At 32.7% G+C, this 23,140-nt stretch carries 22 protein-coding genes; 9 read left to right on the top strand and 13 right to left on the bottom strand.

Annotated features, from left to right (window positions below):
• Positions 1 to 4: 4 nt before the first annotated feature.
• The 4 genes from AC0KUU_RS27210 to AC0KUU_RS27195 all read right to left on the bottom strand — a co-directional run bounded on the left by AC0KUU_RS27210 (position 5) and on the right by AC0KUU_RS27195 (position 3,670).
• Positions 5 to 1,180 (bottom strand): carboxylate--amine ligase, encoded by a 1,176-nt coding sequence (locus tag AC0KUU_RS27210; RefSeq protein WP_473453885.1) that lies wholly within the window; start codon positions 1,178 to 1,180, stop codon positions 5 to 7.
• A 3-nt stretch (positions 1,181 to 1,183) separates the two neighbouring features.
• Positions 1,184 to 2,488 carry a glycosyltransferase family 4 protein gene (locus tag AC0KUU_RS27205; RefSeq protein ID WP_473453883.1) on the bottom strand — a complete coding sequence of 435 codons (1,305 nt, stop codon included), beginning with the start codon at positions 2,486 to 2,488 and terminating at the stop codon, positions 1,184 to 1,186.
• Positions 2,485 to 3,141, bottom strand: a complete 657-nt coding sequence (locus AC0KUU_RS27200) for a PIG-L deacetylase family protein (protein WP_456318511.1) — start codon at positions 3,139 to 3,141, stop codon at positions 2,485 to 2,487. The genes AC0KUU_RS27205 and AC0KUU_RS27200 overlap by 4 nt, the downstream gene beginning before the upstream one ends.
• 352 nt (positions 3,142 to 3,493) lie before the next feature.
• On the bottom strand, positions 3,494 to 3,670 hold the full coding sequence (locus tag AC0KUU_RS27195; protein ID WP_456318510.1) for a hypothetical protein: 177 nt from the start codon (positions 3,668 to 3,670) through the stop codon (positions 3,494 to 3,496).
• 169 nt (positions 3,671 to 3,839) lie between these two features.
• Between AC0KUU_RS27195 and AC0KUU_RS27190 the strand changes: the two genes are divergently transcribed.
• Positions 3,840 to 4,592 carry a hypothetical protein gene (locus tag AC0KUU_RS27190; RefSeq protein WP_473453881.1) on the top strand — a complete coding sequence of 251 codons (753 nt, stop codon included), beginning with the start codon at positions 3,840 to 3,842 and terminating at the stop codon, positions 4,590 to 4,592.
• A 140-nt stretch (positions 4,593 to 4,732) separates the two neighbouring features.
• Here AC0KUU_RS27190 and AC0KUU_RS27185 read toward each other — a convergent pair whose 3' ends face one another.
• On the bottom strand, positions 4,733 to 5,554 hold the full coding sequence (locus tag AC0KUU_RS27185) for a YVTN family beta-propeller repeat protein (protein ID WP_456318508.1): 822 nt from the start codon (positions 5,552 to 5,554) through the stop codon (positions 4,733 to 4,735).
• Between the two features lie 312 nt (positions 5,555 to 5,866).
• Here AC0KUU_RS27185 and AC0KUU_RS27180 point away from each other — a divergent pair, with 312 nt between their 5' ends.
• The 5 genes from AC0KUU_RS27180 (at position 5,867) to AC0KUU_RS27160 (ending at position 10,489) form a co-directional block, all read left to right on the top strand.
• Positions 5,867 to 6,082 carry a spore coat protein gene (locus AC0KUU_RS27180; protein WP_456318507.1) on the top strand — a complete coding sequence of 72 codons (216 nt, stop codon included), beginning with the start codon at positions 5,867 to 5,869 and terminating at the stop codon, positions 6,080 to 6,082.
• A gap of 138 nt (positions 6,083 to 6,220) precedes the next feature.
• On the top strand, positions 6,221 to 6,772 hold the full coding sequence (locus AC0KUU_RS27175) for a spore coat protein (protein ID WP_456318506.1): 552 nt from the start codon (positions 6,221 to 6,223) through the stop codon (positions 6,770 to 6,772).
• 25 nt (positions 6,773 to 6,797) lie between these two features.
• Positions 6,798 to 7,226 (top strand): spore coat protein, encoded by a 429-nt coding sequence (locus AC0KUU_RS27170; protein ID WP_456318551.1) that lies wholly within the window; start codon positions 6,798 to 6,800, stop codon positions 7,224 to 7,226.
• Between the two features lie 563 nt (positions 7,227 to 7,789).
• Positions 7,790 to 8,200 (top strand): GNAT family N-acetyltransferase, encoded by a 411-nt coding sequence (locus AC0KUU_RS27165; protein WP_456318550.1) that lies wholly within the window; start codon positions 7,790 to 7,792, stop codon positions 8,198 to 8,200.
• Between the two features lie 1,005 nt (positions 8,201 to 9,205).
• Complete coding sequence (locus AC0KUU_RS27160; RefSeq protein WP_456318549.1) at positions 9,206 to 10,489, top strand: glycosyltransferase family 2 protein; 1,284 nt, start codon at positions 9,206 to 9,208, stop codon at positions 10,487 to 10,489.
• 5 nt (positions 10,490 to 10,494) lie between these two features.
• Here the strand turns inward: AC0KUU_RS27160 and AC0KUU_RS27155 are convergent, their stop codons facing one another.
• The 3 genes from AC0KUU_RS27155 to AC0KUU_RS27145 form a co-directional block, all read right to left on the bottom strand.
• On the bottom strand, positions 10,495 to 10,698 hold the full coding sequence (locus AC0KUU_RS27155; RefSeq protein ID WP_456318548.1) for a hypothetical protein: 204 nt from the start codon (positions 10,696 to 10,698) through the stop codon (positions 10,495 to 10,497).
• An 18-nt stretch (positions 10,699 to 10,716) separates the two neighbouring features.
• Positions 10,717 to 11,916 (bottom strand): DUF2642 domain-containing protein, encoded by a 1,200-nt coding sequence (locus tag AC0KUU_RS27150; protein WP_456318547.1) that lies wholly within the window; start codon positions 11,914 to 11,916, stop codon positions 10,717 to 10,719.
• Between the two features lie 400 nt (positions 11,917 to 12,316).
• Positions 12,317 to 13,030, bottom strand: coding sequence for a glycosyltransferase family 2 protein (locus AC0KUU_RS27145; RefSeq protein WP_473453878.1), 714 nt, complete (start codon positions 13,028 to 13,030; stop codon positions 12,317 to 12,319).
• 775 nt (positions 13,031 to 13,805) lie between these two features.
• On the opposite strand from AC0KUU_RS27145, the gene AC0KUU_RS27140 reads away from it, so the two are divergent.
• Positions 13,806 to 15,584 carry a glycosyltransferase gene (locus AC0KUU_RS27140; RefSeq protein WP_473453876.1) on the top strand — a complete coding sequence of 593 codons (1,779 nt, stop codon included), beginning with the start codon at positions 13,806 to 13,808 and terminating at the stop codon, positions 15,582 to 15,584.
• Between the two features lie 207 nt (positions 15,585 to 15,791).
• On the top strand, positions 15,792 to 16,580 hold the full coding sequence (locus tag AC0KUU_RS27135; protein WP_456318544.1) for a sulfotransferase domain-containing protein: 789 nt from the start codon (positions 15,792 to 15,794) through the stop codon (positions 16,578 to 16,580).
• Positions 16,581 to 16,663: 83 nt separating this feature from the next.
• Here the strand turns inward: AC0KUU_RS27135 and AC0KUU_RS27130 are convergent, their stop codons facing one another.
• Positions 16,664 to 17,077, bottom strand: a complete 414-nt coding sequence (locus AC0KUU_RS27130) for a hypothetical protein (RefSeq protein ID WP_456318543.1) — start codon at positions 17,075 to 17,077, stop codon at positions 16,664 to 16,666.
• 328 nt (positions 17,078 to 17,405) lie between these two features.
• On the opposite strand from AC0KUU_RS27130, the gene AC0KUU_RS27125 reads away from it, so the two are divergent.
• Positions 17,406 to 19,154, top strand: coding sequence for a glycosyltransferase (locus tag AC0KUU_RS27125; RefSeq protein WP_473453874.1), 1,749 nt, complete (start codon positions 17,406 to 17,408; stop codon positions 19,152 to 19,154).
• Positions 19,155 to 19,227: 73 nt separating this feature from the next.
• On the opposite strand, the gene AC0KUU_RS27120 is transcribed toward AC0KUU_RS27125, so the two are convergent.
• From AC0KUU_RS27120 to wecB, 4 genes are read right to left on the bottom strand one after another with little or no spacing between them, the layout of a single operon-like run.
• Positions 19,228 to 20,130: an NAD-dependent epimerase/dehydratase family protein gene (locus tag AC0KUU_RS27120; protein ID WP_473453872.1), complete on the bottom strand. Its 903-nt coding sequence runs from the start codon at positions 20,128 to 20,130 to the stop codon at positions 19,228 to 19,230.
• Positions 20,130 to 20,954, bottom strand: coding sequence for a dTDP-4-dehydrorhamnose reductase family protein (locus AC0KUU_RS27115; protein WP_473453870.1), 825 nt, complete (start codon positions 20,952 to 20,954; stop codon positions 20,130 to 20,132). The genes AC0KUU_RS27120 and AC0KUU_RS27115 overlap by 1 nt, the downstream gene beginning before the upstream one ends.
• Positions 20,955 to 21,941: a UDP-N-acetylglucosamine 4,6-dehydratase family protein gene (locus tag AC0KUU_RS27110; protein WP_456318539.1), complete on the bottom strand. Its 987-nt coding sequence runs from the start codon at positions 21,939 to 21,941 to the stop codon at positions 20,955 to 20,957.
• Complete coding sequence (gene wecB, locus AC0KUU_RS27105; RefSeq protein WP_456318538.1) at positions 21,934 to 23,025, bottom strand: non-hydrolyzing UDP-N-acetylglucosamine 2-epimerase; 1,092 nt, start codon at positions 23,023 to 23,025, stop codon at positions 21,934 to 21,936. Before wecB ends, AC0KUU_RS27110 begins: the two co-directional genes overlap by 8 nt.
• Between the last annotated feature and the right edge of the window lie 115 nt (positions 23,026 to 23,140).

Genomic DNA, 23,140 nt, shown 5'->3' with positions numbered 1-23,140 from the left:
GTATTCATTCCTTTCGCTTGCGTTTCCAAGCATTGATTAAATGAGACCATGCGCTTCTGAAAAATGGCATTGGATCATCCCATGCAAATAAAGCAAACTCTTTTTGGCCTTGTAATCCCTGATAGAATTCTTTAAAAGTCATTTCCGATTTCTTTTTCTTCTGAAGAAAAGTGAGGTAATATCTTACAAGATAAATCCATTTAATACCGTCTATTTGATGTAACCTAGGTTCTGGATTTTGATTGGTTAGATATAAATAATACATGTAGACAAAATCGATGCCTGAGGGGCCTGTGAGACTATGGGTTAGCCAAAATCGAGGGTTTATTTCAATGAATTTATAAACTCCATCTCTCGGGTCTTTCTTGAATTCAGCCATACCAATACCTTTGAGCTTTATTTCTTCAAAAAATGGGATACATATATCGATAAGTTCAGGCATCTTTTTGCTGACAATATGAGCACCTGTTCCAAATTCTGCAGGAAATTGATGATTTTTTTGTAAGGAAAATAATGCAAGTAACTTCATGTTGTCATCATAGAAGGTAGCCACTTTATAAAAACACTGGTTATCTCCTGGAATCAGTTCCTGAATGATTAATTGTCCGCATTCCCTGTAAAAAGGGTATTCACTCCTTAGCTGTTCAGGAGTTTCAAACACAATCGCTTTTTTATTTATTTTTTTTCTGAACTCATGACCTAGAACAGGTTTTAAAATACAAGGGAAATCAAGAGTTAAAATAGCATCCTCAAGTTCTTCTTTATTGTCTATTACATACGTTTTTGGGCATGGAATATTATGCTGGACGGCAAGCTCATAAGTTTTGTTTTTATCAAGAACTTGTTCAATCAAATAATTATCAGGAAATAAAAATAAGAAGTATTTTAACAATTCATCTCGATTTTTCGAAATGAATTGTACATAGTCGTCTGCCCCTGTGTATAAGACAGGTTTTGAACCAATCTTCTTAGATAAGTTAATTAAGAAGTCTAATAGTTTTTTTTCTTCAGTTAAGGGGCTAGGGCATACACCACAAGTGGCAAGCCGGGATTTTCCTATTTTATATGGTTTTTTCGTATCAAAAGCGTAAACCTTTATGCCTTTTCTTGCTAAACTTCTAATAATGCCGACGCCGTTGGCGCTCAAGTCAAGGATAACTGCAGAATGTTCATGTTTCATACCTTAATTCATCTCCCAAAAATCGGCGTACAAATGTTTTATTTTTCCTACCATACTATCTATGGTCAAATGTTTTTTAGCATGCTTTTTTCCGTTTGCACCCATTTTATTTCGTGCGTCTTTATTTGTAATGAGAAACTTTAATGCATGGGCTAATTGTTCGGAGTTTCCTGGTTCGACAATAATTCCTGTTTTATTATGCTTTATAAGTTCAGGAATCCCTCCGCAGTTTGTGGAAATTACAGCAGTACCACTATGCATGGCTTCAATTATTGAAAGGGGTAAGCTATCGTTAATTGTTGGAAGTACGAAAATGTCGGTTTTACTTAAGATTAAGGGTACGTCGTCTCTAGATCCTAAGAATTTGACCATAGACAAACCTAGATCTTTTTTCTGCTTTTCTAATGCCTTTCTCATTTGTCCATCACCGACAATTAATACCTCAACGTTTGCGGTGTATCTTTTAAGGCGTGCTAGCGCTTCAAACAAATGGTTATGTCCCTTTCGTGGACCAAGTCTAGCTACACATGTAATAATAAGCTTTCGGGAAGATATTTCTTTTTCTTGACTTTGGTTCATTGGATAATCAATACCTGTAATGACTGTAGTTATATTTCTATTTTTTGCCCCTAATTTTATTAATGGTTCACGAAATGAATCACTAAGAACAATGATATGGCTTGCATATGTTATCGCTTTACTTTCAAGTTCTTTAAAATACGCTTCTTCAACGGAACCTTCTTTGATTATGTTAAATTTTAATCTATTGAATGTGAACATACCATGAGGTGTATAAAACAAAGGTTTTCCGTAGGTTTCATTAAATCTTCCTAAAATATTTGCTGTAAATAAATCTTGAGCATGGAGGATATCGTATCTTTCTAAGTCTATGGTTTCAAGCATTTTTTCGTATACATATATAAGTCTTTTATGATTTAAAATTCGATCACTATAGCTTCCATAGCGCTGGGTAAAGAAACTCTTTAAATTTGGAGTAACACTCTCTCGAAGCTTTTTGACTTTAGAAGTTGAGAATTGATTAGGAGAAATAACGTCTACTTTATGACCTTGGCTCCTTAAACCGTTACTTAGAGTAGTAATATAATTAGAAAGACCTCCTACATGAGGGAAGCTCCAAAATGTAGCAATTAAAATAGAAAGTTTCTTTTTTGTCCCTCTTTTAGAAATGTTTCTTTTTTTAGTTTGTTCCGTTGAAACAAATTTTTTTGAAGAATGTGATTTAAGTCCATAATGTTGGTCTAATCTTTCGACTATATAAGGGTAGGGAAAAGTAATTTCATTGTTCATTTCCAAACTCTCCGTATAATTTCGAAAGCTTCAGCGTAAGGCACGCCAACACTCATACCCCGTAGTTTTCCTAAGTACTCAATGCCTTCATAAGAACGAGGGTGAGGGAAATCTCTCATTTCAATATCATAATGTCTAAGAGCATTGAGTTTATACTCCATCTGTGCTGTAACATCTACAAAATAATTTGGTTTGAATATTTTATCAGGCGTGGAAGCATTCCATTCACTAGACGAGACTGTTTCAAATGTAATTAACTCTATAGGGGGAGTATTAGGAAGAGGTCTAGCTGCAGTTAGTACTGCTTGAAAAGTGATCTGATGATCTTTATTTAGATCACCGTAGTGATGGGTAAAGATCTTCACCGGTTTATATTTCTGAATGAGCTGCTCAATTTCTTTTGTTAATTCATGAAGAGGAATCATTTCTAACTCTAAATTGACATGCTCAAGAAATATTACTTCATCAATCCCAATTTCTTTGTTAGCAAGCCGCCCGAATTGCTGGATATGATGAGCTTCTTCCTTTCTTCCTAAAGCAGTAATTACTGAAATTACTTTATAGCCTTCATTTACAAGTTTTTTTAGGGTTCCTGCCGTTCCTAACAGCTCGTCATCAGGATGAGCTCCAATTACTAATATACAATTGCTCATATTTGTTCCTCCCGTAGCTTTTTCTACTATACTTGTACTATAAACAATATATGGAGCTATTCAGATATTAGAAACCGGCATTGGCGGAAAATTAAAAATTAAGTAGTTATATACCAATTATTTATAAAAGACCTATACATTAATAACCTTATTATGTAAAGCAGTGAATGAGGGGACGGCAAGAACCCTTCCGTTAATGCTATAATCCCAATTTTTAAGATTGGTTCTAAATCATTTGTCTTAAGGATGTTGAATATTAAAAATTAATTAGAATTAGGAGAATTCATACTATAGAAATAAGACCTGTTACTGGATGGTAACAGATCCTATTGATTTATTAAGATTTATACTATTAGTATTTAGAACTTGATTTCCATAAATTTATGACTCTGATTTTCTTACAAGTATCGTTGCAAGGACTGGATTCTTCATGTTTCTCATGCTTCTTACAAGCCTCTTTGTTTTCATGCTTTTTGCAAGATTTTTTCTGAGCTTCCTCTGCATAATCCCAATCTTCTTTATATTTCATACTGATATCACCTCTTTTTCTTACTATAGTATGTAACTCTTAGTAACAGGAGAGGGTGCCTGTCTTGGATTTCATCAAAAAAATTTTAGAAAATTATATGTAAATAGATAACTATACAAGCACCTTAATTGTAAAGGAATAGAATAATAAATGGAGAAGGGGGAAGAGCATGGGAAAACCTTATTTTCATTATCGTAGGGATGATAGCGAAGGTTATAGATTATCGGAAACAACATTCTTTAAAAGGTACAATCAAAAAAAGAGTCTGTTTCCTAATTTTGAAACAAGTAATAATTCTCAATTTATTTCATCTAATACCATAAAAAAGAGTCATTTTTTAATTGAAAAAGTATTGGAGGATCCTTCGGAGGTATCAATAAAAGAAAAAGAGAACGTATTTATGGATTTTAAAAGGTATGCGGTAGTTGGGCAAGGGAAAGATGGAGTTATTTATCAATTGACTGCTGATCGATGTGTAAAAGTATTTTTTAAGGAAGAAGTATATAAAAAGGAGTTAAAAGCCATACAAGTTGGGCAGTCGTCTTCTATTATTCCTCGTCTCTACGGTTATGGATCAAATTACATAGTCATGGAGTATGTAGACGGAATTTCCTTGGCAAAACATCTAAAGAAAAATAGGTATATAACAAAGTCTTTAGTTACACAACTTATAAATCTCATTGATGAATTGAAAAAGTTAAACTTTAGTAGACAAGATACAGAATTACGGCATGTCCTAATGAATGAACAGGGAGATTTGAAAGTAATTGATCTTAAAAGAGCGTTTAGTTCTAATCGACCTATTCCGATTAAGTTACTAACTGAATTGAAGGAATTAAAGTTATCAAAAGAATTTTTAGCCTATGTTAAGGATATTTGTCCATCTCTTTATCAAAAATGGAGAAAATTTGATGAAAAGTAAACTTTCCAATCAGTAGCTAACACCATTAAGGGTAGCAACAATACACACATTAAACAAAGTTATTGTTGCTACAGATTGTAGTATAAGACCATTGTCATGCCATTTCTTATAGAACATAAATATTAGCATTATGTCTTATATTAGGCATCAGTTATTGTGTAAGGTGACTGGTCACCGACTGGAAGGGTAGCAATAACAATATTAGTTGCCCCGTCAATTACTGATACTATATTATTTTCTTCGTTGGTGACGTGAATTTGATTATTACTTCCGTTAATATCAATCATAGATGGTTGTTCCATTACAGGTACTATCCCGATAACAGCGTTTGTTCCAGCATCAATAACGGAAACGGTATGACTATTTTTATTAGCAACGTAAATTCGATTGTTGGATAAGTTAGTCCCCACGTCTGTAGGCTGGTCACCTACTGGAACCGTAGCCATTATTGTATTCGTTAGTCCATCAATAACGGAAACTGTGTTTTTAAACTTATTAGCGACATAAATTCGATTAATATAAGGATGAACATCTAGGTTAATTGGATGAGTTTCTACAGGAATTGTAGCAACAACCATATTTGTTGAACCATCGATAACGGAAACTGTGTCACTGCCTGCATTTGTTATATAAACTCTATCCATATAGGGGTTAATTCCTATACCTGATGGTTGCCCTCCAACTGGAATAATGCCAATAACTGTATTTGTACCAGCATCAATAACGGAAACTGTATCATCGCCTTTATTAGTCACGTAAATTCGATTAGTAGATGAGTTACCATTCACGTTTACTGGCTGACGACCTACATTTATAGTCGTGATTAACTCATCCGTGACTCCATCAATAACAGAAACCGTATTATTGTCCTCATTTGTCATATAAATTTGATTATTAGATGATCTTCCTTGTGAAGACGGAAAATCACCCGCAACATGTACAGCTTTCGCTTTTTTTCCCATTTAACTCAACTCTTTTCATAAATACTGTTAAGAAAATTGTTGAAAACATAAGGCACTTACCTTATGTACAAATATATGATGTTAAATTTATTTTATTATCTTAAATTGTCAAAAAAAGAACAGGGATATATTTAAAATTGATATTAAATTTATATTCTGTTCTATCTAAATAAAGTCTACGTTACTAAAAAATGAAGGATATCCAAATCAAGTTATTAAATAGGAAATGATAATAGGTTAGGAATTGTTTCCTTTTAGGTAATTGCTGCATATGTTGTTATGAAATAAAACCTTAAAAAAGGAGCGACTAATATGAGTGATTCACAGAAAAGACCAGAGATTGTTCCAAATAAGTTAATGGATTTATTGGTAAATGATGTTTTTTCTAAACATGGCATAGATAAAGAGCAAATTAAAGGAAAACTATCTGAAGAGAAGAAACAAATGCTTAAAGAAATGGTTGAAGATTTATCCAAACGAGTGGATGAGTTTGTAAAACAAACAAATGCAGATAACAGCAAAAAATAAATTTTAATACTTATAAACGCCATCAAGTAGGCGTTTTTGTTGTTTTTTAAAATGGTTACACTCATTAGTCAATTGGCCCAATCCTATTGATTGGTATGTTCATATATTAATACATACCATGAAAAAGGAGTGTTAGTTATGTCATCTAAAAAGTATTATTCTTACGATGTAAAGAAAAAGTGCAAGAGCAGACATAAAAAGGATGATTCGAAGAAGCACTATAAAGATGACTCTAAAGTAGATCACTATGAAAGTGAATCTACAGAGTATGATTACTATAATAGTCGTGAGAGCTTTGAAAGCACTGAGAGTTTTAATGCAGAGGTAGTTCAAGATGCGAATCAGCTTTCTTTAATTGACCAAGAATCAGATGAGTTAATTTGGATTAAAGATTCTTGTGATATTACTGTTCATACAACAGATACCCAAGCAGCTGTAGCTATTCAAGTAGCTATTCAAGTGGCAATTGCTATAGTACTACGCATTACTATTGGGGACAGTGCTGAAGACAGCGGTGTGTTCCAAGACTTATTACAACTGTCTGACATAGAGCAAACAAACAAACAAAAAATTTATATTGAAAATTCTAAAGATGTTGAAATTACAACTACTGATACAGATGTTGCTCTTAACGTTCAACTATTGTTACAAGTACTAGTTGCTATTATTGTACTTGTGGATATTTTTTAATTAAAAACTAAAAGAGGTGAAAAAAATGACTGAAAAAAAATGGAGAGCACTAGATCATTGTGAAAATAAACGATTCAGTGGAGCTGACATTTGGGAAGAAGCAGAGCAAATTGCTAAGACGGAACAACAATCTTTTGAGAAGATTATTGTCAAGGATTCAGAGAATGTTAAGGTGAAAACAACCGATACCCAAATTGCAGCTACTATCCAGGCAGCTTTACAGGTAGCTATCGCTGTAGTAGTTCGTATTACTATCGGGGATTCGGACCAAGCAAATGGTGTGCTTGAAGAGCTAAAACAGGTTTCAAGTATTAAACAAAAAAATGCTCAAAAAACAATTATTGAAAACTCTACAAATGTAAGGGTTACGACCACTGATACAGATGTAGCTGTAAATCTTCAATTGTTACTTCAAGTCCTAGTAGCTATCTTAGTTTCATTAGATATCCTTTAATGTGAAAAGTTTTAAAATAGTCGGATCATCTATTCAATTAACTCCTCGTCGGAAACCATTCGATTGTTTAAATTGTATTTACAAGAATTAGCTATAGAATTTAAACATGTGAATACATTTAGCTAAATCTATTCGCTACCTTCTTACGAAGTAAAGAGATGGGGTCAAATACTTCTCAACGTGAGGGGGGGCTTTTTTATTTAATTTGATTAAATACATATACCAAAGTCACTATTATGCAGCCCATTATAAGGTTGAAATTATCGAATAAATACTATTAATTTAATGTTTAAGTCGTTTAGGGCAACCAAACGGTGTTTTTTTATTTATATCACCGAAAATAATTCTCAAATCATTGGACAGGCACACAAACGATTTATTTGTTAAAGAATAAAATATTATAGGACACGAAAAAAAGGTAGATTTAATTAAAAAACTGCCACAAACGTTATAAGCATAAGGTGTCTCCTAGAAATATATATCCATATAAAATACCTAAAAATTTATCTCCCCCTTATGATATACAATGACTTAAAAAATTAGAGAGGATAGAGGTAATAGGGATGTATTTGCGAAAAAGAATTCCTTATAAGGATGATTCATATTTAATTAGCCTAACAATGGATAATTTTAAAGTCAAAAGTACAGTAGTTCAAAATATATTGAAGAAATCACATGAAGTGCTTGTGATATGTAACAACGATGATAAAGTAATCGGTTATCTTTGTTATAAGTTTATAGTAAAAGACGTTATTTTTATAAATTACGTAGTTCTTGACCGTCATTATCAAGGACAGGGAGTGGGTGGATCTTTTCTGCCTAATGTAATATCGTACGCTCGAAAAAAAGGCATAAGAGGAGTAACTGGTTTTGTAAATAATAACAATTCTGAAGCTTTTGAGATTTTTAGACATTGGGGTTTTCGACCTTTGGTGAACGTTGCTGGCGGAACATTAATTGGTATAATTATTTAAATAATTATATTCTGTAAGAAATCAATGAAAGAAGCAAAGTATTTACTAAAAGTTGTTATTTTCTCTTTGATAAATGCTTTTGAATGAATATTTGTTTTAAAGAACCACAAAAGGGTAGAAAACATTCTTTCTAAGTGTAAAATCCCATACTACTAATTCTGTTTAGTATTTAACAATGGAATTAGTAGTATTTATTATGTTACATAACAACACTAGGTGTAGGTTCCAATGTTTCTTTTTAACTAATGCCTAGTATGCTTCAACTCTAATGAGTTCAAAGTCACTTCATGGGGTGTTATCGGGATCAATTTCTTGAATGACAAGCTTACAATTAAAGATAACATCACATAAATTAACTAATATTCTTACATATGGATGGAATATTTTTAGTCACTATCTGTTCCTCTTATTGAATATTATATTTCAATATTATAAAAATATTTAGCTCAGCCATACTGATAATATTGTGAGAAGAGAAGCAGTATAAAAAAAGTGGCTAATGGGAATTAGGCATAAATCACCATTTATTTTGATATATGCATTTCTATATAAAAAATATATTCATAATAGGATGGATGTGCAATTAATCAACTAGAGATAAATTACTAAATTATTCTTTTATTTCTGAGGATCATTGTTTATAATTCACTTCACCTTTTTGGTGATTTTACTTGTAATATCCTATGTTCTTGCGTCTATTTAGTATAGTTAAATGGATTAAACATGCAAAAAATGAATTAACTGAAAAGCATTTAATGGAAGATATAGATAAACACGTGGTCGTGATGATATCAGTGATTATGGGATAAAAATATTTATCACAAGCATAGATTTATTTTTTTTCTTAGAAATTGAATATTTATGAAAAACTTCGATGAATCCGTTAATCTTTAATCATTTTCACTATCTCAAGTTATTAAAATTCATTATCATATCTTCGTAGACTTTGGAGTATATTTAAAAGTCAGGAATATAAACAAAACTTTTCTTGATGGAGGAGATGCTATGAAAGACATTCATGTATTCTGTATTAATTACAATATCCGCAGCGATTTAAGAAAAGCACTATCCTCCCTGAACTATATTTTACCTCGTGTGAATAAAGTCACTGTTTTCGATAGTCAATATCCTTATCTATCCAGTCCTGATTTACAACTATCTTTTGATATAGATTATGTTAATGCTCAACAAGATCTAGGCATTACGCTAAACACTTATATTCAATCTATAGAAAGCGAATATGTATTATTCCTTTTTACATATGAATTACTCACCTCTTCAGTAAACGATACCACACTTACTCTTAAGGATGATAAAACTATCATGACAGTCTACCGTGAGAGTAAAGAGCTACATTACCAATTTCCTTTTATGGTTAAGACTTCTTTCTTGAAAGATTCACCATTCTTGATGGAGCGAGAAGTACCATTTAGAGAGATAATATTTCATTTGTGGCTTCTAAAAAACGAGGAGTCAAATGTCGTTACTTTAAAAGAAAACGTTATTGAGGAGATAAGAAAAATAAGTAATATAACAACTAACGAAAAGTTAAGTTTTGCTTATAAACTAAAAAAGAGTTCTCCCGGCTCCTATTTATCCGCCCCCACTCTGTCTGTTATGATTTCTAATTTCAATATGGAGGAATTTCTTTCAATAGCAATACAATCATGTATTATACAAACATTTCCTTTTGATCAAATAATAGTTGTTGACGACGGGTCTACAGATAATTCACTAAAGTTTTTAGAAAGGTATAAGACTTATCCCAATATTCAATGCTTTTCTAAGGTAAATGAGGGAAAAGCAAAAGCATTAAATTACATATTGCCGTTCATTACGTCTGATTTTGTATTAGAACTTGATTCAGATGACTGGCTTGATCCAGATGCGGTTTTTCTTATAAAAAATAAATTAGGGACTCTTCCCCAGAATATCGCAGTATTATATGGGAATTGGAGGTACTGGAATCAAAATTCAGCAAATGAAGTTGAATTTTTAAAGGTTAGGCGTGGTAAATCGGTGAATAGCCGTGAAGAATTGCTTTCCTATCCATTTCCTCTCGGGCCAAGAATTTACCAGACGTCTATTTTAAAAGAAGAGAAAGGTTTTCCCATTATAGACTTTGAACAAGGTCGTTTGTATGAAGATATAGCTATACTAGTGCAACTTCTTAAGAACTATGAATTTTTTTATGAGGGTTTTACAATCTATAATGTAAGAAAGCATAATGACAGTATCACAAAAAAAAATCATTCCAAATGGAATGATTTTCGGAAATTTTTAAAATAAGCTATTTAAGCTGGGAAGAAGGCTAATTGAATAGCATCAACGGGGATGTTTTCAGTTTCATATAGACCGTAACCAGTCGTTTCTACAATAGTAACATAATCAGCTTGAACCATTGCAAGGACTCCTGTGCCTCCGTAATTAAATGTGTTAATTGTAACAGTGTGGCCTTGTCGTTTTGCTAATTCTTCTATCAAGGTAGATGCAAACATAAATCTTTTTCCTCCTTATCACTCAGTAGTAAATGTTTGAATCTGATCGAGCGGTATCAAATAAGTTCCAGTAGGAGCTACAACGGCAACATAGTCAGCTTGAACAGCAACTAATGTACCTGGGTATGAACCAGTTGGAGTTGTAATTACGACTTGATCTCCAAATAAATCCAGTAGGCGTTGTCTAATGGTTGTTATTGGACTAGGAATAGGAATAGGAGCACCACCGCCACCCGGCGTAAAGTCTGGCTCGCAAGTTTGACCAGTGTCGATACCAATACATTCTCGTAAAGCAGTAAGTGCAACACCTAATGCTACTAATGCTTCCTCCCCTTGTTCAGTTAATGGTTCGCTTAACAATAATACAGCTTCACCTGCCTGTTCAACTGCTATCCTTACTGAATTTGATATACAACTTGCAGTTAATAGTGGTAATAAGACAGTAATATCTGCTTGTAACTCTTCTAAATCAAAAGATGCTGGTGGTGCTTGTAATTCTACACACACTGCATTAATCGCTATTCTTAATCTAACACGCGTTAGGACATCACAAGTACCACAATTGTCCCCGCCACCACCACCGGGGCTACAAACGCGGACTCTCAAACCTAAGCAACGACGAAGTTTATTAAGTTGTCTTCCGAGTTCATCTAGAGTTCCTGGAGGAATGGCTGCTACTGTAGCGGCTGCTTGGATAATGTTAATTAGTACAAGTAAATCCTCAGCTATTTCTTCATCTATACAATCTTCATTCTCTAGAAGACTTTCTAATACTCCAAGTGCCTCTTTTAACGCAGCTAATGTAGCTGGGGTACTAATACCCGCATTTAGTAGCTGACATATTGCATTAATGGCGTCACGAAAGTCTTGTGTAACATCAGGGCAACATTTGCAGCGTTTTTTCTTTTTGCATCCGCAATCATCATGGTCATGCTTTTTCTTTTTGCATCCACAATCATCATGGTCATGCTTCTTTTTATGATCCCAATCATGATCATTGCAGTCATCATGATGGCGTTTTTTCTTGGAATCCCAGTCATCATGATGAGATTTTTTGTTCTTTTGCATTAAACCTTCTAAAGACCCTAGGTCTAAACCAGAGAGTAATGCTTCTAATGGATTCGATGACCCTTGTGTAGAGATGTTAGTATCGAGAAGCTGTTTCAAAAGATCTACACGTTTTTGCTTTCTTTCTGATGAAAATCCATTTGATCCCATACAATCTTCCTTTCAATTAATGTTTTACTTGCATTAATAACGTATTCTTGCAAAAATACGTATGACCAGGTCTTTGCCTATTTAGGTATAATTCTGCTGTCATTTATGCATTCTGGTCTACATTGTATAATATGCTTATCCGACTCTTGACGCGCTCAGCACTTTAATCATTTTGATGGGAAATATCACCTTTAATTTAGTCAAATATAAAGGTGAAAACCATAAAATTTAGGATAGGTTAATAGAAAGAAGTTCCTGAATTTAAAGCTTACTTAAAATTGTTTTCATAAGAAGAATAATTTTAAGTAAGCTTTAAATATAAAAAAGAAGAGTAAAGGTGATAAAAACTATTAAAAAACAAAGGGCCTTTTAATAAAACATCTATAAACAGTACAATCTACTATTTTCTTAATTCCTCTGACAACAAGCTTTCCATAGTATTCTTGTGACGATTGATAACCAAGTCAACTTCTTTCTTTATAGCTGTTGCATGTTTTTTTGAACCCATTTGTTGATGGATTCTATATAATAATAAGGGTTGGGGTAAATAATACACGCCAAATTTTTGGATGATTCGTATCCATAAATCATAATCATGTGTATAGGGAAGAGTTTCATCAAACATACCTACATGGTTAAATACAGCCTTATCTATCATGACGGAGCATCCATTAATAAAATTTTTCTTCCGCACTCTTTTGAGTATTTCAAGACGATTTGGAGGATGTACGCCTAAAGGGGGAGAGATAATCCGGCTTTTTTTATCAATTGCACAATAATTTGTATGACTAAAATTAGCCTTATGCTCTTTCATAAAGGCTAATTGAACTTCTATTTTTTCAGGATAATAAATGTCATCGGAACTTAACCAGCAAAAATAATCCCCAGTTGCATGTTGAATCCCCATATTTAGGGCGCTTGCTGTGCCCCCGTTTTCCTTTTGAACGTATTTAATTTTATTTAAGTATGGAATTATTTGTTCAGAATGTTGTGTAGATCCATCATTAACCACAATAATTTCTATATCTTTGTAAGTTTGATTGATTAAACTCTCTAGGGCCTGGTTAATATATGGGCAATTATAAAATGGAACAACCACGGAAACTTTTTCCATATGAAAACCATCCTTTCTGGTAATTTAGCATTACTGAACATACATATGTTGTTAAATGTACTGTTTAAATTAGAGATAGGTGCTTTCCTTTTAAAATTGGCAGGAACGGAATAGAACTCAAGGAATTAATTTTACTAATAGATTGTTTTTATGTCTTCTTACAAAAGAGCGATTAAATAAAGATAGAGTTAATAATTATTTTCTTAGAAAGTTATTAATTAATTTATGAATTAATTTCTATATATTTATGTTTCGGGCTTTCTGAATGTTATATTGCGTAAAAATAAGAAGTGAATTTGTATCGATAATGAAATTTTTACATATATTGAAATGAAATTAATTAAAGAGTCTTTAATTATAAAAATAAGATTAACAAGAAAGGACAGATGATTTACCCCTAGCTCTATACGAATTAAATATTTACCCATTATGATAAATTTCATTAATACCATTAGAATCCTTAGTAAAACACGCTCTTTCATTTTCATATTTAACTGTATAACCTTTTAATGATTTGGTGGACTTAAGTGTAATTATTAAAATTTTAGGCTAAATTTTTAATAATTACAAAATATCCTATTCCATTCTTGGAAGTTACTTAAATTGATTTTTATTCTTCTTCCACCGTTAATATATGTATAACTATATGCTGAAAAATAAAAATGCAATTTGTTTTCCTAAAAGTTAATTTATTTAATGTATTTTTACATAAAATGGATATTAAAAAACGAAGGATGAAATACATAATAACGCACAAGTGAGGAGGGCTTCGAATATGTTACGCGATACTTTTGTGGAATTTAATAATTACAGTAATATTATCATGACCAAAAAACAGTTATTTTCAAATATTCAAAATACATTCACTATAGAATTTTGGGCAAAACCAGAGGATACTCAAGAGATTGATAAAGAATCTAGAAAAGGAATTTCTAAATCATCTAACCACCAGTTTGCTGTTACGCCTGTTTTTGGTGCGTATGAAGATGGCGATAAGTCTCGAGCCGGTGTAGGGGTTTCTGTAGGTACAAATGGTGTTTCTATCTATGAACATACCACTGATTATCTAGCTACACCTTTAGTGTACTTCGCTCCGTTAAATGGTTGGACTCATGTAGCAGTAGTATATATAAATAAAACTCCCTTTTTGTATATAAATGGAAAAATGGTTAAAAGGGGATTATCTAACCATCATAGAAATGTAGTTCCTTCAGCTACCTTCGGAGGGGTAAAACCCTATGGCTTCTATAAGGGAGGGCTGCAAGAAGTACGAATATGGAGTAAAGCTAAAACATTAAATGAAATTCAAAATAATATGGATAAGGAGCTTAATGGGAATGAACCAAACCTTTTTGGGTATTGGAAGTTAAACGAGGGGGAAGGGGAAATTGTCTATGATTCAACAATTAATGAGAACCATGGTACTATTGAAAAGCCAAAATGGAATGTTTCTAAAAGTGTCTCATCTTTCAATATGAATATTCTTTTTACATTTTTTATTCCAAGTGGAGGCGTGGAAACTTTAAATAGGCAACGTTTATATGCACTCAATAAGAAAGGGATAAAATGTGAATTCATGTATAAACAGGAAGGTACGGGTCTGCAAAATAAAATTAACGCTCCGGTTTATGTTACAAACAGTGATTATGAAATTCAAAATATTATATTAAAAGGAAATTATGAAGCAATTGTGGTCGGTTCTGATCTTCTTTTATTACAAAAGATAAGAAATTTAGGTTACAAAGGTTTTTTAATTTATGAAGTTCAAGGTTTAGGTTTTAATAAGGAATACGCCGACAATTTCTTGAAAAATGAAGCCCAGTTTGTTCTTGATAAATATTGCGACGGTCTTTTATACCCCAAAACTCCCCATCTTATTCAAGCGTTTGAAAAATATTTTCCATCTAAGAAAAAGTTTTGTTTTCATAATTGTTTTAATACAGAGGAATTTAAATATGAAATCCACCCTAAAAGGGATACACCTATCATTGGGTGGGTAGGAAGATTGGAAGAAAATAAAAATTGGAAAGATTTCTTATCTATTGCAGCAAAATTAATTGAACAAAACCCTAATATTGAGATTTGGATGTTTGAGGATAATACATTGTCCATGCAAGAAGAACGATTAAATTTTGAACAGAAGATTAAGGAACTAAACTTGGGTACGCATCTTACCCTATATGCCAATCAGCCACATAGTCAAATGGCTAAATACTTCTCCATCATTGGTGATTCAGGAGGATTTTTATGTTCAACATCAAAAGTAGAAGGATTTGGGTATGCGGTTCTTGAGGCAATGACTTGCAAATGCCCTGTTTTATCATCAGATTCAGACGGGGTTCGAAGTCTCTTAAACCATAATGTAACAGGAAAGCTTTATGATTCAGGAGATATTGATCAGGCAGTACAAGAAGGAAAGGAATTGTTATCAAATAATATTTTAAGAGAAGAAATTAGACAAAACGCTATTGAACATATTAAAAAGAGTTTTTCAACGGATAAATACGCGGAAAATTTCTCAAATATGCTTCATAGTTTAAAAAATAATAAATAAACTTAGTAAATCCTAAAATGGATTTTCATTTATTTTCTTAAAAATAGTCATAGAAATAGGAGTCATAATAGGAAAAAATCCATTTTAATAATTTTGAATATAAAATAAAGCAGGTAAACCGATTGATTCATATTAGTTTCTTATATGGCTGATATCATATTAAATTTATTTTAAAACAGAATTTTTATTAAGACTGGAGATTTTTAAATGAATATAAATAATGATTTGGTAGAATTACAACCTTTTTTAATGTCATCTGTTCCGAAAAGTGGTACTCATCTTCTTCATCAAGTATTAAATGGAATACCCAATATTAATAATGATATTAGGGATATAGAAAAAAAATTTTTTATAGATCATCACCCTCAGAATAGTAGTATTTATAAGGAGCATTTATATCGACTAGCTTACTTACAACCTAATGAATTTGGAATAGGCCACATATTTCATTCGGATGAATATGCTTATATGCTAAAAAGGTTAGAGCTAAAACATATCTTTATTTATCGTGATCCTCGAGATGTTTTAATTTCACTAATACATTTCATCCCAAAGTATTGGAATGAGCATCCACTCTATAATGATTTTAATGAGTTTATAGTAACTAGTGCAGAGCGTATTGAGACGTTAATTCTAGGAGTAGAAGATAAATGGCCTAATTTTGATGCATGGAATCGTCCTTTTTATAATTGGATAACTGATTCGAATACATTAGCAATTTCATTTGAGGAGCTAATGATATCTAAAGAATCTCAAAGAAAATGTATGAAGAAAATTATTAGTTATCTATTTGAAGATAAGAAACTTCCTTTACCCTTAGAGAAAATGATCACTTTAATGGAGGATAATATTAACCCTGGTAAATCTAGGACCTTTAGGAAGGGTAAAATAGCTTCATGGCGAGAAGAATTTGACGATAAAACAAAAGAAATGTTTAAAACAGTAGCAGGTAATTTGCTAATTGATTTTGGATACGAAAGGAATCACAATTGGTGAATTTCTTAAAATAAAGATAGCCTATCTCCCTGTGGGAAATAGGCTATCTCTTCGAATATATAGCATTGGAGTAATAGTGTAATTTAAACTCCCGGTGCAAAAGATGTTCCAGAAAAAGAAATGGGTCCAACAGCTGATGCTTGATTAAGCAAGGGGTTAGTGACTTCTGCTGTTAGTCGATAAGAATGGTATCCTACTGGTGGATTATCATCCAATACTTGAAAAGTAATATTTCTAGTTTCATTAACCGCTAAAGTTGATACTCGTACTGTAGCAATAACCCCACTATTTCGAAAGACACTGAGTACGACTTCTGGAATACCTAAAAATGACTGAATTGCTACTGTACTAATTAATAAAACGTCCGAATCCGCTTGATTAACGGCTAAACCAAATGCTGCAAGAGTAATATTCGAGGGGGAGGCTGGGATGGGTCTATTAAGGGTTCCACTAAAGTTAGTAGGGACACTTATATTAAAATCCTGAATAATTTTCAATGTAGTTTCTCCTTTATAGATAAAATTGGATACATTACATGGTATGGATTTTATAGTTTTATGCTTGGACAAAATCTTCCTATTTTTAATTAAGTAGTAATGTCACACAACATAAAAGCTACTAGTCTCTATGCAAGGGAATTTAAATATGTACGGGTATTAGTTATTAAATAATACATTTTAAAATTGAATTTTTCACAATATCATAACAACTTCATAATTTAATATAACGATACTTACTTCTCAACATTTCCTTTATAAGATCTCCATGATAACATTCCACCTTTTATAAAACGTTTATTCAAAATTAAGGAAGAAGTGATTCAATATGAAAAAAGTTTCCATTATTATTCCTTTCTATAACTGTTCTTATATTGATCAGGCTATTGAAAGTGCATTAAATCAAACGTATGAAAATATAGAAGTAATTGTGATAAATGATGGTTCTTCTAAATTTACTGAAAAAATAAATCCCTATTTAAGCCGAATTAGGTACTTTGAAAAAGAAAATGGCGGAACGGCAAGTGCTCTCAATTTAGGGATTAGAAATGCAACTGGGGATTATTTTGCCTGGTTAAGTTCAGATGACATTTTCTTAAAGGATAAAATTTTAAAACAATTAACTTTTATGGAAGAAAGAAACAGTTATATTAGTCATACAAATTACTCTTTGATAGATGCCCATAGTAACACAGTGCATGAGAAAGCTGGTGTTCATTTTTCGCGCAAAATTGACTTTTTAGAACATTTACGCATTGGTTGTAGTATTAATGGTTGTACTGTAATGATGAATATGGTCCTATTTAAAATTTTAGGATTTTTTAATGAAGAACTAAAATTTACTCAAGATTACGATTTTTGGTTACGGGCAGTCCAAAATTATGAGTTTCATTATTTAAATGAACCACTGGTAAAATATCGTGTACATGACGAAATGGGTACAAAAAAGTTCAATGAGGAAATAAGTAAGGAAGTAGAAGCTGTGCAGTATAGGTACGGAAATAAATTAATCGAAATTATTGCCAATGAGAGAAAAAAAAAACTGAGCTTTACCTTTCCAGTGTTAACTCTATGCAAAGGCGGAGCACAAAGGATGCTGGCAGATATAAGTAATGGTCTCGTGGAAAGAGGTCATAATGTAACTATTTTAATGCCACCCCATGGAGATGTAGAATATGAGACGAAGGCAAACTTAATTCGAAGTAAAGATGTAATGTTGTCTGAAAGTGATTATCCAAAGAGTGACATTATTGTCTCGAATTTTTATTCGACCGTTCCTTCAGCACACGAAGCAAGTGAGAACGGAAAGGGTAAACATGTTAGATTTAGCTTGTGTTATGAGCCTGTATTTCTGCCGCATCAGGATATTTCATTCCAATCCTATAATCACACACCCTATTTAATAGTTATATCCCAATACCAAAAAGAGCTGATTTCTTTATTACATGGGATTAACGGGATGATTATTCCGATTTATGTAAATCCTAACTTTAAAAATTTGAATCTTCGAAGTAGTAATGACAAGCTAAACATTTCTGCAATCGTAAGAATTCCAGAGGGGGGATATTCTTGGCAGCGGGACCAAAACTATTTAATAGAACAATTAAGAATTGTAAAAAGTCAGTTTCCAAATTTAAAATTTAATTTAATCTGTCCTCCAAACGAAATGGAAAATTCCCCTAGTTTAAAGCAACTTCAAGAAAGCAATGAATTTCATTTTTATACACCTGCTAATGATGAAGAGTTATGTAATTACTATAATATGGCAGATATCTTTGTAACTTCCTCCATATTTGAAACAGCTGTTCTACCTGGCTTAGAAGCTATAAAATGTGGTGCTGCCCTTGTTGCTGTCTATGCTGGGGGTAATACTGAATATTCACGTCACGAACATACTTCTTTAATGTCTCATCGTTATGAAAATCGTTTGGCATTAGATATAATTCGTTTGATTAAAAATCCGAACCTTAGACAAAAGCTTGTTGAAGAGGGACAGAAAGAGGCAGAGTTATGGACACTAGAGAAAAGTGTGGCTAAGTTTGAGAATATATGTTATTCATTTATGGAAAATAACTAAAAAAATACCTAACCAAATTTAAAATTTATTGTTATTTGGTTAGGTATTTTTTTGTTTACCTGTTAAGTTGTATCTATATTAATTGATTATGACGATAGAAATTAAGAATATCTAAAAGGGAAACCTCAAAAGGAATAAGAGGTTGCCACCCTAACTGTCTCAAGTTAAGACAAGAAGTTTTAATGTTTTCTTCTTTTTTACTATCAGCGGTGCATACTACTCTAAATTCTTCATTTGTAATTTTTTTGAAGGTATCAATCACTTCCCTAAGTGAGCGACTACTCCCTGAGGCAATGTCATATAATTTTCCTGGTATTCCCTTTTTGAAAAGAGTTTCATATGCATATACCACGTCACGTACATCAATAAAATCACGTTGAGCATAGGGGTTACTTACCTCAAGAATTTTTTCTGTGTATTTTTTTTCCATACCAACTATCTTTTTAGCGAAAATTGAACAAACTCCATTCGAAATTCCAGGACCTATCAAATTTGAAGGTTTAGCAATGATAATAGGCAATTCGTAAAGTTCTGCCCATGATTGGGCAACTAAAACTTGTAAAGTTTTACTCAAACTATAAGGGTGTTTAAGCGTTGAAATCTCCTGAGGGTTAAATTGAAGAGCTGAACCTACTACAATAATTTTGCAGGTTGGATTCTCATGTCGAAGAGCTTCAATTAGATAAAGAGTAGAGAGAAAATTCGCCTCTAGCGAGGAGACTGGGGCAATCCATGATTCTCCTACATGGTTTTGTCCTGCTAAGTGAAGAAGGTATTGTGGTTTAACTCTTTTAATCATTTCTGTCACAGCTTTTTTGTTTGTCAAGTCACAAAGTTCAGTTTGAAATAGGCCAGCGGGAGCGTGATTCCTTACTACTGCAATTACTTTAAATCCTGCCTTTGCAAAATGGGAGCATGCATGCTTTCCTGTAAAGCCATTTGCGCCAGTAATTAATAATTTAGGTAACGAGCTCACTACACGTGCATCCAATCTTTTAGTTCGATTAACATTTGCTTATAACTCGGAGTCTTATATTGGAAATCTTTTCTGGTACTCTTGATTGTCCGATCAAGTACAATCTGTGAATCTGGAATAATGTCTACATCTGATTTATGAAAAACCTCTTGTATTAATCTTAACAATTCAAATTTTGAAATTTTTTCCTCAGCACTCAAGTGATATAGACCAGTAATGTCCTGATTAATCATTACTTCGATAGCTTTAGCTAATTCAAGGGTAGTTACACCATTCCACCATACTTTCTCGTATCCTTTTATGACTCCAGTTTGTTGCATAAACCACAAAAACAAACCGATTCCATCTTCTTTTAATTCTGGGCCAATAATAGATGTACGGATAGTCAAATGTTTCTTACTAATAATCTCCCCTAGTTGTTTAGACTGGGCATAAACAGATGTACCATCTGGAATATCGTTTTCTGTGTAATCCCCCTTATTGCCAGAGAAAACACAATCTGTGCTAATATGAATTAATTTCCCCTGACAACGCTCTGTTAATTTAACGAGTTGGTGAGGCAGTAAACTATTTACTTGAAAGGCCAGTTTATTGTTATTAGTAGCATGCTCATTTAAAATACCAATGCAGTTGATTGTAATATCTGGTTTTATGGTTTCTATCAGTTCTTCTAACTTTGTAAGATTGGTCACGTCTACGTAAATACTGTCCGTATCGTTTAAGTCTCTTGATGTATAGAATACAGTATACTCAGATTTTTTCTTAAAGTAATTTGTTATTACATGCCCTGCCATTCCCTTCCCACCAAGAATCAGTATTTTCATTTAAATAAACCTGCCTTTCTTCAGCATGTCTCTAATTTCATCTCTACTCATTAAATCCTTACTCGAATTATAGTTAACTAAGTTTACTGGGTTAAATTTAGAATAAAACTCTTTTAGTCCATCAATATGAATAGGTGGTAGAATAACAAAATATTCATCATCATAAGCAACTGTCGTTGTGCTTTCATATTCTGAAAGAAGAAGCTCATGAATTTTTTCCCCAGGTCTAATGCCGAGGGTTTCAATCTCAATATTGCCTTTGTTCGAAGCATCTATTAATACGTGGGCAAGATCTACAATTTTACACGTAGGCATTTTCATAACGAAAATTTCTCCCCCCATACTCTCAAAAGTCGCCTTAAATACAAGTTTAATAGCGTCTTCAAGAGTTAGAAAGAAACGAGTCATTTTAAGATCGGTAATGCCAACTTTACCCTTTTCTTGAATTTGCTTTTTAAATACATGAATAACGCTCCCATTCGTTCCTAAAACATTTCCTCCACGTATACAAACAAATCTTGTTTTCGTATTTAATGTATTAGCATGGATAATTAATCGTTCACCCATCGCCTTAGAGAGTCCATAAAAATTTGAGGGGTTTGCGGCTTTATCTGTAGAGATATAAATAACCCTTTTGACATCACAGGTTATAGCAGCATCAATCACATTTTGCGTTCCATGTACATTAGTCTTTAATGCCTCAAGAGGTTGATCTTCACAAACAGGAACGTGTTTCAATGCTGCCAAATGGTAAACATAGTCAACGCCCTGACATGCTTCAACCAATGAGTCTTTTTCTTTTATATCCCCAATTAAGAAATTTAATTTTGGATTATTATCAAATTCTTGTTTCATGGTAAATTGATTTGATTCATTACGTGAAAAAATACGAATCTCTTTTGGGTTGTGCGTTAATAATTGTTTTACTAACTCATAACCCCATGAACCTGTGCCGCCCGTTACTAAAATAGTCTGATTATTAAACACCTTTATGTCCCCCTAATATTACTTTGATTACTTTATCCGAAACGTTTTTGTCATCATAACCTTCTGGATAAGACCAATTTTTTTGTTGACCGACCATTACGTGTACACAATTAATTATTTGATTAGAGTCAATTCCAGATAACATATTGCTTCCGCACTCAATAGTTTCTGGCCTTTCAGTTGTTTTGCGGATTGTAACAGTGGGAACGTGAAATAGGCAACATTCTTCCTGTACAGTTCCGCTATCAGTTAAAACACAGAGAGCATTTTTTTCGAGTTTGACAAAGTCAAAAAAACCAAACGGTTCGTGAAACTCCACTAAAGGGTGAACTTTTAATGTAGAGACATTCTTAATTCGGGATTGGGTGCGAGGATGTATGCTGCAAATCACTCTTTTTCCATAGCTTTCAGCAACTAAGTTAATACCTTGTATAATTTCTAGTAATCGCTTTTCATGATCTACATTTTCAGCGCGATGGGCTGTAACTAAGAAGTAACCTTCCTTCTCAACTTGTAATTTACTTAGGATATTACTCTGTTCAATTTCATGTTTATAATGTTCTAAGACCTCATGAATAGGATTGCCTGAAACAATAATTCGATTTGAAGAAACGCCTTCTTTAAGGAGATTTTCTTTGCTTTGGGGGGTGTACGGTAGATTAAAACTAGAAATAGCATCGATCACCTTTCGATTTTTTTCTTCAGGTACTTCTAAGTCAAAACATCGATTTCCGGCTTCCATATGAACGACTGGAATACCCATCCTTTCTGCTAAAATGGCGCTTAAACCACTATTGGTGTCTCCTAGTACTAAAATCTTGTCCGGCTTTTCCTTTAGAAAAATTTTTTCTAGCTGCTCATACATTTTTGATAATTGTTCCCCTAGTGTATATTGTTGGTTAAATAAAGTGTAATTTGGTTTTCTTACTTTCAATTCTTGGAAGAATACTTCGCTTAAGGTAGAAGTAAAGTTTTGTCCCGTGTGAACTAAGATATGCTGATCAGCGTAATTGTCCAATTTTTCTATGATAAGGCTTAAGCGTATAATTTCGGGCCGCGTGCCCAAAATAGTCATAACTTTCATCGTCTACATCTCCTGCCTAAACACAATTTTTAATTTCTTTTTTACAGTCACTCCTCTTTTATTAAACTATGCGTTTACCTTAATATTGCTATAGGCTACTCTATTAAAATCCTTC

Source organism: Priestia sp. ST2, from assembly GCF_055810735.1.
Note: the sequence above shows the minus strand (reverse complement) of the source record. Positions and strands in the feature narration are given on the sequence as shown.